Origin of the sequence: Oceanisphaera submarina (genome assembly GCF_046521305.1) — a bacterium.
Taxonomy (GTDB): Bacteria; Pseudomonadota; Gammaproteobacteria; order Enterobacterales; family Aeromonadaceae; genus Oceanimonas; species Oceanimonas submarina.
In genome coordinates this window covers 118,997-130,604 of the sequence record NZ_JBKGFN010000002.1, presented here as the reverse complement: position 1 = coordinate 130,604, position 11,608 = coordinate 118,997, and the positions used below count along the sequence as shown (strand labels likewise).

The window sequence follows — 11,608 nt, the reverse complement described above, 5'->3', positions numbered from 1 at the left end:
CCCAGGTGTTATAATTGGCGTCATATCAAGCGGCCATGACGGTGTCAGCCTGGCCTCGTTTCCAGCATCGCCCGGCCTATGATGGGAGTGACGCCATGACCAACCCGAGCAATACCGCCGTCTTCAAGGTGCACCAGGCTCAGTTTACCGGAGCACAGGCACTCAGTATTCCCACCCTCTGTATTTTGCAGGAAGACGGTACCCTTTTTGCCGGCGCCTCGTCGCCGGTACTGGACAGGGACACGGCCCTGAAAATATACGAGAGTATGGTGTTTATCCGTATTCTGGACGAGCGCATGCTCGCGGCCCAGCGCCAGGGCAGGATCAGCTTCTATATGCAGTGTCTGGGAGAAGAAGCCTGCACAGTGGCCAGTGCCGCCGCCCTGGACCGGAAAGACATGATCATGGCTCAGTACCGGGAGCAGGGCGCGCTGCGTTACCGGGGCTTCAGCCTGACCCAGTTCATGAACCAGCTGCTCTCCAACGAGCGGGATCTGGGCAAGGGGCGGCAGATGCCGGTGCACTACGGCAGCCGTGATTTTCATTTTATGACCATTTCCTCTCCGCTCGGTACCCAAATCCCCCAGGCCAGCGGCTATGCCTACGGCCAGAAGCTGAAGGGAGAAAACAATGTTACCCTCTGTTACTTCGGAGAAGGGGCGGCGTCGGAAGGGGACTTTCATGCGGGTCTGAACATGGCGGCCGTGCTGCAGGCACCGGTGGTTTTTTTCTGCCGCAACAACGGTTATGCCATCTCCACCCCCGCCAACGAACAGTTTATCGGCGATGGCATCGCCTGTCGGGCGGTGGGCTACGGTATGCAGGCGATTCGAGTAGACGGCGCCGATGTGCTGGCGGTGTACGAGGCGACCCGGCTGGCACGCAAGCTGGCGCTGGAACAGCAGCAGCCGGTGCTGGTGGAAGCCATCGCCTACCGGCTGGGCGCCCATTCCTCTTCCGACGACCCCAGCGGTTATCGTTCCCGGGAAGAAGAAGAGCGCTGGCGAAAGCAGGATCCCATCGCCCGTTATCGCCTGTGGCTGCAGCACCGGGACTGGCTGGACGAGGCAGCCGATCAGATTGCCAGCGACGCCCTGCGACAGGAGGTGCTGGAGGCTCTGAAAGAGGCCGAACAGCTCCCCAAACCCCATATTGATACCCTGATTGGCGACGTCTATGCCGAGCCGACGTCGGCGCTGCGGGGGCAGCTCGAACAACTGAAGGCCCATGTCCGGCAATATCCGGATGCCTATCCGTTGACGGCAGGGAGGCTTGAATAATGGCGGAAATGAACCTGTTACAGGCCATCAACCATGCCCTGGATCTGGCGATGGCTCGAGACGAAGCCGTGGTCTGTTTCGGTGAGGATGTCGGCCACTTCGGCGGCGTTTTCCGCGCCACCAGCAAGCTGCAGGACAAGTACGGCAAACGACGCTGCTTCAATACCCCCCTGACCGAACAGGGCATCATCGGCTTTGCCAATGGCATGGCGGCCCGGGGGCTGAAGCCGGTGGCCGAAATCCAGTTTGCCGACTATATCTATCCGGCCTTCGATCAAATCATCAACGAAACCGCCAAGTATCGCTATCGCTCCGGCAACCAGTTCGATGTGGGCGGCCTGGTGATCCGCACCCCTTACGGAGGTGGCATCAACGGGGGCCACTATCACAGTCAGTCACCGGAAGCCTATTTCGCCCACACGGCGGGACTGAGGGTGGTGATACCGCGAGATCCGGCTCAGGCCAAGGGGCTGCTGCTGGCCGCCATTGCCAGCCCGGATCCTGTGCTGTTCATGGAGCCCAAGCGGCTGTACCGCGCCGCCGTCGGCGAGGTGGATGAAGGCTACTATGAAGTGCCTCTGGGCGAGGCCGAGGTGGTGCAGCAAGGGTCGGATGTCACCGTGCTGGCCTGGGGCGCCCAGATGGAGGTGGCGGCCAGGGCGGTGGCGCTGGCCGAGCAGGACGGCATGTCCTGCGAACTTGTCGACCTGCGCAGCATATTGCCCTGGGATGCCGACCGGGTGGCGGCGTCGGTCCTCAAAACCGGTCGCCTGGTGATCAGTCACGAGGCACCGCTCACCGGCGGCTTTGCCGGCGAAATCGCCGCCACCATTCAGGAGCGCTGTTTTCTGTACCTGGAAAGCCCCATCGCCCGGGTATGCGGCCTGGATACCCCTTATCCGCTGGCGCTGGAAAAGGAATACATGGCGGATCATCTGAAGATCCATGCCGCCATAGTGCGTACGTTCAACTTCTAGGGGGCCGCATGAAGCAGGATTTTTATCTGCCGGATATCGGGGAAGGCATAGTGGAATGCGAGCTGGTGGAGTGGCTGGTAGAGGAGGGAGAAAGGGTCGTCGAAGATCAGGCAATCTGCGATGTGATGACCGACAAGGCGCTGGTGCAGATACCGGCGATGCACAGCGGCATCATCAGCCGGCTTTATGTGGCCAGGGGCAAGATGGCCCGGGTGCATGCACCGCTGTTTGAAATGGAGGTGGCGGGGGACGCCGATGCCGAGTCGGCGCCCGAGATACCGGAGCCGGTCTCGATGCCTGAATCCGGATCCGAACCGGCATCGAGGCCCGAGCTGGTTTCTCCCCCTCCCGAGAGAGCATCGCGGGAGTCGCCGGCCGCTCCGGAGCCGGTGGAAAGTAAGGTGGAAGGCAAGGCGCTGGCCAGCCCGGCGGTGCGCCGACTGGCGCGGGAGCAGGATCTGGATTTGACTCAGGTGCCGGGGTCCGGTGATAAGGGCCGGGTCTACAAGGAAGATATAGAAGCCTATCTGGCGGAGCAAAAACAAGAGCAGGCCGCCAGCACCCTGCCGGTCGAGCGGGAGCATAGCGACGACAGTGCCGGGCAGCATTGTGTCCCCCTCAGTGGTATTGTCGCCGCCATGGCCCGGCAGATGACGGCCTCGCTGACCATTCCGCAATTTACTCTCTGCGACGAGCTGGAGCTGGACGAGCTGCTGCGGCTGAAACACCGGCTGACGCCGGTATTTGCCGAACAGAACATCAAGCTCACCCTGCTGCCGTTTTTTATCAAGGCGCTGTCACTGGCGTTGCACGATTTTCCGCAGCTGAACAGCCGCCTCAACCCGGAGGCGACCGAGGTTAGCCGTCTGCCGGATCACCATGTCGGGGTGGCGGTGGATACCGACGCCGGTTTGCTGGTGCCGGTGTTGCATCACTGCCAGCGACGCTCCCTGCTGGATATTGCCGCCGAACTGGAACGGCTCACCGGGGCGGCGCGGGCCGGTCGACTGACGCCTGCCGAGCTGCAGGGGGCCACCATTACCCTGTCCAATATCGGTGCCCTCGGCGGTGTGGTTTCCAGTCCCATCGTCAGTCCACCCCAGGTGGCCATCGCCGCGCTGGGACGCGGGCAGCGGCTGCCGCGTTTCAACGAGGCCGGTGAGGTGGTGGCCCGGGAACTGATGATGGTGTGCTGGTCGGCGGATCATCGTCTGATCGACGGCGCCACCCTGGCGCGCTTCAACCGGTGCTGGTATCGCTACCTGGAGCAACCGGAACGCATGCTGATCCAGTTAAGTTAATCCTTGAGCTGCTTATGAGCCGGCACCAACTGGGCAACTTCTATATTCCCGAAGAGCAGTCCATCTACTTGCTCAATGCCAACGATGCCAGAAAACTGAAAGACTGGATCGCCTTGTGTGTGAGCCAGCTGGAAAGGCTGGGCTACCGGCATATTCAGCTGGTGGGCCACGGCGCCTACGGCTTCACCTTTGCCGGCACCGCCGAGCCGGGGGAAGAGTACGCCTTCAAGTTTTCCCGTATCACGCTTCCCGAACATATCCGGGAACGGCTGGCCGACGAGGCCTATATGTTGTCCCGGGTCCGGCATCCCCGGGTGCCCGCCTATATCACCTATCAGCGGCTCAAGAAGCAGGGCATCCTGATGATGAGCCGGGCCAGAGGCGTGGATCTTGAGCACTACAGCCTGCGCCGGGGCCGACTATCGCCCCGTCAGCTGATCGATATCGCCGCCCAGCTGGCGGATATTCTGCAGGCCCTGCGCCGACACCGTAAAGAGAGGCAACCCGCTCCGATTGTGCATGGCGATATCAAGCCCTCCAACATAGTGTTTGATGCCGACAGCGGTCACCTCAGCCTGGTCGACTGGGGCTCGTCGGTGTTTGCCCAGCTCGACAGAGAAGGGCAGTTTGTCTCTACCAATGTGATGCAGCTGATGTCGGCGGATTTGCAGCACAGCAATGCCCGGCTGGGGGATGTCTATTTCATCGGGCCCGAGCAGCGGGAAGGGGCCCTGTCCTGCCCGCGCTTCGACGAGCAGGGAGTCGCCGCCACCCTTTATGCGTTGGCCTCGGGTCAGTCCTGTCGCTTTGGCTGCCACGCCATACCGGCGACCAGCCTGGGGCTACCGAAAGAATTTGCGCTGATGCTGGATGGCTTGCTGGGAGAGGATGCCGCACTTCGGCGGCGGGCCGGGGATCATTTCATTGCCGCCATGCCGCGAATGAAACGGCTGGTGCTGCCCGAACGACAACTGTTTGATGACAGCCCCATGCTGCCGGTATGGACCAGCTCAGAGCGCCACGACATGGATACGGTGGTCTATTCCTCCCGCAAGTCTTTTCTGCGAGAGCACAGCAAAGAGGCGGCCATTCACTATGTGGACGATGCCCAACTGGAGCGTTATTACAAAAACTATCTGGCGGGCATGGGCGATACCGAAAAGGCCTTTGTGGCGGCGGTCAGCCGGCTGGGCCGTTATCCGGTGGTGGGCGGGCTGGCGGTGCACTGGCAGGTGGATGGCCTCTATATCGACTCCAGCCTCAACCTCTATGACGAGGAGATGCAGCCCGCCTTTGTGTTGGCGGTCAACAACGTGGTGAGGCTGGCCCGTGCCATCGATAAAGTCGGTTTGTTCAAGGCCTGCCTGTTCAACGCCCGCAATACCATCCACTTGAGCCGCAAGGCGCCGGATCAGCCCTTTGTGCCGACGACGGACACCCGTATTCCCTATCGGCTGGCGGTTATCCCCAGCACCCTTGATGCCAGCCGCCAGCATTCCTACTTCGAAGATGGTCGGGATCCGGACGAACAGCTGGTGCTGCCCGCCGCCATCATGGCGGTGCTCAGCCGGTTGAACGAGATTCACCACACCGGCTGCATCATCTTCGAGGTGACGCCGCTGTATATGAAGCTGCACAGCTACTACCGGCTGCTGGATGCCGCCGCCGAGGCGGAGTTTGCCGGCCTGTTGCGGCAGATAGTGGCGCTGATACCGCAGATCGACGATCAGGGGGTGGGGGGCTTCATGAAGCTGCCGCACAAGAACACCCGCTTGTTCAGCCATCAGCCGGTACAGCCGGAATGCTTTTACCCGGCCAACCCCAGGGCCCAGGGTTGCCGGGACTGATCCAGTACAAAAGACTGCAGTTCGGGATAAAAGTCGAGAAAGGCCTGCTCGATGGCGGAGTAATGTTGCAGCAAGAGTGGTGCGCACAACGGCAGGGGGGTAGGGCGGCGAAAGCGACCATCGATGCGAGCGATGGCGAGGGTGACGCCCTCCAGGCTCCGGTAGCCGGCCAGCAATCGATAGTGCTTGAGGCGTGCCACCAGGGTGACCATGGCCTCCGGCCAATGTTCATCCGGCTGCAACTGGCGATGGCTGTAGCCGATAAAATCATCAAGCCGCCAGGGGTGATAGCGAGACCAGTACCGGGCGAGAAAGTGGTCGAACATCATGTCGATGATGATACCGCCATAGCGGCGAAAGGGGCTGGGCAGCGCGCGCACGGCCCCGGCGTGCAGCGGGTGGGAATCGGTAAAGCTGTCGATGTGTCTGTGCAGCCGAATGCCCAGCTGCAGGGACGGGGGCAACTGGGAGTCTATAGTGCCCCGGGCATATTCACCGAGCAGGGCGCCGGGCAGGCTGGTGTTGCTGTAGTGAGCCAGGTGCAGGTGGGCCAGATAATTCACCGGGCTTCCTGCTCGTCTGCGTCTTCCCGTGTCATCGACAGGTCCAGATCGTCTTTGTCGAAGTCGTCGAGCGGCTGTTCGGCCAGCTGGGCGTCCAGCACCTCCAGCAGATGAATGGCGACGGTGACAAAGTCACTGTCGGTGACAATACCCACCAACTTGCCCTTGTCCACCACCGGCAGGCAGCCGTACTTGTGTTTTTGCAGATAGAGTGCGGCTTCGCGGATGCCGGCTCTGGGGCTGACGGTGGTGACATCGTGCACCATTACCTCGGCAATCTGATGCTGTTGCAGAAAGTGGCCATTGGTGCCCTGCTCCAGGCTCGACTCCTGCGCCGCCAGAATATCCCGCTGGCTGACCAGCCCTACCAGACGATCGTTCACCTGGACCGTCAGGTGACGGATGTGATGGCGCTGCATCAGGGTGCGGGCTTCGGTCAGGCTGGCCGACGGCGGCAGGCTGATGACGTTGCGTGACATAATTTCAGAGACGATCGCGGGCATCATCTTTCTCCTCTTTTTTATATCAAGATATATATCAAGATAGCCTAACCGGGCGGTCGGGTAAGAGTAAGCTCGTACGGCACCGTTATGGCCGGTCAGGAAACCCCATTATGCGCTAACCCCGGCCGAATTGCCTTGATCCCGTGGGTCGGCCTCACTAGACTAGCGCCCGTTATGACAAGAGGTTGTGTATGCTGGTCCGAGATTTTTCCTTTGAGCTTCCCGACGAACTGATAGCCCGTCATCCGATGCCGGAACGCACCGCCAGTCGGCTGTTGCAGCTGAACGGTAACAGCGGTGGTATTACCCATGGTCAATTCGGTCAGATCCTGGACCTGGTCAACTCCGGCGATTTGCTGGTATTCAACAATACCCGCGTGATCCCGGCTCGCCTCTTTGGTCGCAAGGCCAGCGGTGGCAAGCTGGAAGTACTGGTCGAGCGGGTGCTGGACGACAAGCGGGTGCTGGCTCACGTACGCGCCTCCAAGGCACCCAAGCCGGGCGCCGCCCTGATCCTGGAGCCGGACGTGCAGGCCACCATGCTGGCCCGCCACGAGGCCCTGTTTGAAATCGAATTCCACGACGACAGAACCGTGCTCGAAGTCCTCGAAGCGGTGGGCCATATGCCCCTGCCGCCCTATATCGACCGACCCGACACCGACGCCGACAAAGAACGTTACCAGACTGTTTACAACGAAAAGCCCGGCGCCGTCGCCGCCCCCACCGCGGGTCTGCACTTCGATCAGCCGCTGCTGGACGCCCTGACAGCCAAGGGAGTGGAGCAGGCGTTTGTTACCCTGCACGTGGGGGCCGGGACTTTTCAGCCGGTACGGGTCGAGCAGGTGCTCGAGCACAAGATGCACGCCGAATACATCGAAGTGTCGCCCGAGGTGGTGGCGCAGATAGAAGCGGCCCGAGCCCGGGGCGGACGGGTGATTGCCGTGGGCACGACCTCGGTGCGTTCACTGGAAAGCGCCGCCCGGGTCTCCATGGCCAAGGGCGAGCCGCTGGCGCCCTTTTACGGCGACACCGATATCTTTATCTACCCCGGCTACCGCTTCCAGCTGGTGGACGCCATGGTCACCAATTTCCACCTGCCCGAGTCGACCCTGATCATGCTGGTCAGCGCCTTTGCCGGCTACGACCACATCATGGAAGCCTACCGGCAGGCGGTGGCCGAGCGTTATCGTTTCTTCAGCTACGGTGACGCCATGTTTATAACTCGGCAGAGCAATCTTTAAACCATAAGCCTGTTTTTAGTCACAGGTGTCAAAATAGAATGTGTGACTTTAGGCTTGGGTGAGACAGTCGGACAAAGGGCTCGCTTCGCCGACTCGCCTGATAGCTCTTCCAACAAGCAGCTTTGGGTTGCGGAAGAGGCTGCAGGGATGGCATGTGACGAGCGTGGCATGGATGTACTTGAAGCGTGTCGGAGGAGGCAACCCTGTTGCCTCTTTCTACATTGGCAAAAACGCTGTTGTTTTCTATAAGGTCGGACTGTTTCTCCGGCCAGTGAGGTAACTGATGAAGTTTGAACTGCAAACCACCGATGGCCGCGCTCGCCGTGGCCGCCTGATCTTCGACCGTGGCGTGGTGGAAACCCCGGCCTTCATGCCTGTGGGGACCTACGGCACCGTCAAGGGCATGACCCCGGAAGAAGTCGCCGATACCGGCGCCCAGATTTTGCTCGGCAACACCTTCCACCTGTGGGTGCGCCCGGGTCAGGAAGTCATGAAGCTGCATGGCGATTTGCACGACTTCATGAACTGGCAGGGACCCATCCTTACCGACTCCGGCGGTTTCCAGGTATTCAGCCTCGGCGATATCCGCAAGATCACCGAAGAAGGCGTTCATTTCCGCAACCCGGTCAACGGCGACAAGATTTTTCTGTCTCCCGAAGTGTCGATGGAAATCCAGTACGGTCTGGGGTCCGACATCGTGATGATCATGGACGAATGTACTCCCTATCCGGCGACCTGGGAGGAAGCCAAGAAGTCGATGGAGATGTCCCTGCGCTGGGCCAAGCGCTCGCGGGATCATTTCGACAAGCAAGGGAACAAGAATGCCCTGTTCGGTATCATCCAGGGCGGCGTCTACGAAGATCTGCGTGATGAATCGCTGGCCGGCCTGCTCGACATCGGCTTCGACGGCTATGCGGTCGGCGGCCTGGCGGTAGGTGAGCCCAAGCACGAAATGCACAAGGTACTGGAGCATACCTGTCCCAAGATCCCGGCCGACAAGCCCCGTTACCTGATGGGGGTGGGCAAGCCGGAAGATCTGGTGGAAGGGGTACGCCGCGGCATCGATATGTTCGACTGCGTGATGCCGACCCGCAACGCCCGCAACGGCCACCTGTTCACCACCGAAGGGGTGGTGAAGATCCGTAACGCCAAGCACAAGACAGATACCGGCCCTCTGGATTCGGACTGCGATTGCTACACCTGTAAGAACTATTCACGCTCTTATCTGCATCACCTGGACAAGTGCAACGAGATACTGGGTGCGCGTTTAAACACCATTCACAATCTCAGATTCTATCAAAGGGTTATGGAAGGTTTACGCGGGGCCATAGAGCAGGGTAAATTAGACGACTTTGTAGCTGAGTTCTATGCGCGCCAGGGTAAACCCGTGCCGCCACTGGGTCAGAGCGAGCAAGTGGAATAACCGGATTGACCATTGAGTCCGCAGCCTGGCGACGGAAGGTACAGCACACCGACACGCTGTGGGAAGAGATACTCGCGTTTTGATCCGCTACGAACATCCACTGGATGTTCGGTCGAGCCAAAGCGGCTCGTTGCGGCGAATACCTCGCCCCATGTGCGCTCGGACATGCCATCCATGGCATGTTCCGGTCGGCCAAGCTGTATCCTTCCGTCGCCACGAAGGTTGTAACTCGGTACTTATTGTTTTAACCATCAACGAGGAACTGAAAAGAATGGATATTATCTCCAACGCTTACGCCCAGGACGGAGCCGCCGGTGGCGGTATGGAAATGATCATCATGCTGGTGGTATTCGGCCTGATCTTCTATTTCATGATTTTCCGTCCCCAGTCCAAGCGGGTCAAAGAGCACAAGAGTCTGATGTCTTCCCTGAGCAAGGGTGACGAAGTGCTGACCAACGGCGGCCTGGTAGGCAAGATTGCCAAAATCTCCGCAGAAAATGACTATGTATTGTTGAGCCTGAGCGAGCAGAGCCAGGTCACCATCAAAAAGGACTTCATCACCGCCGTCCTGCCCAAGGGTTCTATCCAGTCCCTTTAATTTCCTATCGAGGAGCACAGCGTGTTAAATCGATATCCGCTGTGGAAATACTTGATGGTGATCGCCGTGATCACCATCAGTTTTCTGTATGCAGCACCCAATCTTTTTGGTGAAGACCCTGCGTTGCAGGTGTCGGGCTCCCGTGGTACTCAGGTTACCCCTGCCGTTCTGAGCCAGACTCAGCAGACCCTAAGCAAGGCCGGCATTGCAGTGAAAAGCGCCGCCCTGATTGATGATCAATTACTTATTCGTTTCCGCAATACCGATGATCAGCTCAAGGGCAAGGATCTGGTGGCGGACACTCTGGATGATGGTTATATCACCGCCCTCAATCTGGCCCCGTCGACGCCTTCCTGGCTCGAAGCCATCGGTGCCGGCCCACTCAAACTGGGCCTGGATCTGCGTGGTGGCGTGCACTTCCTGATGGAGGTGGACATGGACGAAGCCCTGAGCCGGGTGCAGGAGCAGACGGTGCAGGACTTCCGTACCGACCTGCGTGAACAGCGCCTGCGTTATTCCGGTGTCCTGGCCAAAGACGGTGGCACCCTGGTGGTATTCCGCGATGCGGCTACCCGCGACAAGGCGCTCAGCCATCTGCGCGGTCGTTATCCGGGCCTGATGTTCTCCGAACGTGACAACGGCGAGAGCTTCGGGCTGTTCGCGGAGATGAGCGAGCAGCGACTGAAAGAGGTGAAGGAATACGCCCTGCAGCAGAACATCACCATCATCCGCAACCGGGTCAACGAGCTGGGCGTAGCCGAGCCGCTGGTGCAGCGCCAGGGTGCCGAGCGTATCGTGGTACAACTACCGGGTATTCAGGACACCGCCCGGGCCAAGGAAATCCTCGGCGCCACCGCGACCCTGGAATTCCGCCTGGTGGATGAAAATGCCGATGTGGCCGCCGCCGGTGCGGGTCGGGTTCCGCCCAACAGCGAGTTGCTGAGGGACAGAGACGGTCGCCCGGTCGTGTTGCAGAAACGCATCATCCTGACCGGTGAGCATATCGTCGACGCCAGCTCCGGCATGGACGAGTTCAGCCGTCCGCAGGTGAATATCAGCCTGGATGCCCCCGGCGGCAGCCGCATGGCCGATTTTACCAAGGATAACGTCGGCCGCCCCATGGCAACGGTGTTTACCGAGTATAAAACCGGTGACGAGTTGAACGAAGATGGCACTCGCCAGTTCCGTAAACAGCAGGAAGTGATCAACGTCGCCACCATACAGTCGCGACTGGGACGCAGTTTCCGTATAACCGGCATCGATTCCATGGCGGAAGCCCAGAATCTGGCGCTGTTGTTGCGGGCCGGTGCTCTGATTGCGCCCATCCAGATAGTGGAAGAGCGCACCATAGGCCCGAGTCTGGGTCAGCAGAACGTAGAAAATGGTCTGATGGCCATGGTCTACGGCCTGTTGGCGGTGGTGTTGTTCATGATCATCTATTACCGCAAGTTCGGTCTGGTGGCCAATGCGGCGCTGTTGGCCAACCTGGTGATCATCATAGGGGTGATGTCGATGGTGCCGGGGGCGACCATGACGTTGCCGGGTATTGCCGGCATAGTGCTGACCATCGGCATGTCGGTGGATGCCAACGTGCTGATCTTCGAGCGTATCCGTGAGGAACTGCGGGACGGGCGCGGGGTGCAGCAGGCGATTCATATCGGCTACGACAAGGCGCTCGGTACCATTGCCGATGCCAACATCACCACGCTGATCACCGCCATCATACTGTTTGCGGTCGGCACGGGCCCCATCAAGGGCTTCGCCGTGACCCTGATGATAGGTATTCTCGCCTCCATGTTTACCGCCATCGTCGGTACCCGGGCATTGGTCAACCTGCTCTGGGGCGGCAAGCGTCTCAGCAAACTGTCGATATGA

General features: G+C 60.0%; 10 protein-coding genes. 8 read left to right on the top strand and 2 right to left on the bottom strand.

The features are described 5' to 3' along the window. Positions 1-14 precede the first annotated feature (14 nt). The 4 genes from ACLEIV_RS03235 to ACLEIV_RS03220 are packed head-to-tail and all read left to right on the top strand — an operon-like array spanning position 15 to position 5,405. The gene (locus ACLEIV_RS03235) at positions 15-1,280 is read left to right on the top strand and encodes a thiamine pyrophosphate-dependent dehydrogenase E1 component subunit alpha (RefSeq protein ID WP_410455220.1); all 1,266 of its coding nucleotides are present in this window, start codon (positions 15-17) and stop codon (positions 1,278-1,280) included. Further along, positions 1,280-2,257, top strand: coding sequence for an alpha-ketoacid dehydrogenase subunit beta (locus tag ACLEIV_RS03230; RefSeq protein WP_410455219.1), 978 nt, complete (start codon positions 1,280-1,282; stop codon positions 2,255-2,257). Before ACLEIV_RS03235 ends, ACLEIV_RS03230 begins: the two co-directional genes overlap by 1 nt. Before the next feature lie 8 nt (positions 2,258-2,265). Next, positions 2,266-3,558, top strand: coding sequence for a 2-oxo acid dehydrogenase subunit E2 (locus tag ACLEIV_RS03225; RefSeq protein WP_410455218.1), 1,293 nt, complete (start codon positions 2,266-2,268; stop codon positions 3,556-3,558). 14 nt (positions 3,559-3,572) lie between these two features. Beyond that, entirely contained in the window at positions 3,573-5,405 is a 1,833-nt protein-coding gene (locus ACLEIV_RS03220; protein ID WP_410455217.1) for a protein kinase domain-containing protein, read from the top strand. On the opposite strand, the gene ACLEIV_RS03215 is transcribed toward ACLEIV_RS03220, so the two are convergent. Continuing rightward, positions 5,366-5,968, bottom strand: coding sequence for an acyl carrier protein phosphodiesterase (locus ACLEIV_RS03215; protein ID WP_410455216.1), 603 nt, complete (start codon positions 5,966-5,968; stop codon positions 5,366-5,368). The two genes, ACLEIV_RS03220 and ACLEIV_RS03215, sit on opposite strands and share 40 nt — an antisense overlap. Next, positions 5,965-6,474 (bottom strand): CBS domain-containing protein, encoded by a 510-nt coding sequence (locus tag ACLEIV_RS03210; protein ID WP_410455215.1) that lies wholly within the window; start codon positions 6,472-6,474, stop codon positions 5,965-5,967. The genes ACLEIV_RS03215 and ACLEIV_RS03210 overlap by 4 nt, the downstream gene beginning before the upstream one ends. 188 nt (positions 6,475-6,662) lie before the next feature. Here ACLEIV_RS03210 and queA point away from each other — a divergent pair, with 188 nt between their 5' ends. From queA to secD, 4 genes are all read left to right on the top strand, one after another. Continuing rightward, on the top strand, positions 6,663-7,712 hold the full coding sequence (gene queA, locus ACLEIV_RS03205) for a tRNA preQ1(34) S-adenosylmethionine ribosyltransferase-isomerase QueA (protein WP_410455214.1): 1,050 nt from the start codon (positions 6,663-6,665) through the stop codon (positions 7,710-7,712). A 283-nt stretch (positions 7,713-7,995) separates the two neighbouring features. Next, complete coding sequence (gene tgt / locus ACLEIV_RS03200; protein ID WP_410455213.1) at positions 7,996-9,135, top strand: tRNA guanosine(34) transglycosylase Tgt; 1,140 nt, start codon at positions 7,996-7,998, stop codon at positions 9,133-9,135. 271 nt (positions 9,136-9,406) lie between these two features. Continuing rightward, complete coding sequence (gene yajC / locus ACLEIV_RS03195) at positions 9,407-9,733, top strand: preprotein translocase subunit YajC (protein ID WP_410455212.1); 327 nt, start codon at positions 9,407-9,409, stop codon at positions 9,731-9,733. A gap of 21 nt (positions 9,734-9,754) precedes the next feature. Then, entirely contained in the window at positions 9,755-11,608 is a 1,854-nt protein-coding gene (secD, locus tag ACLEIV_RS03190; protein WP_410455211.1) for a protein translocase subunit SecD, read from the top strand.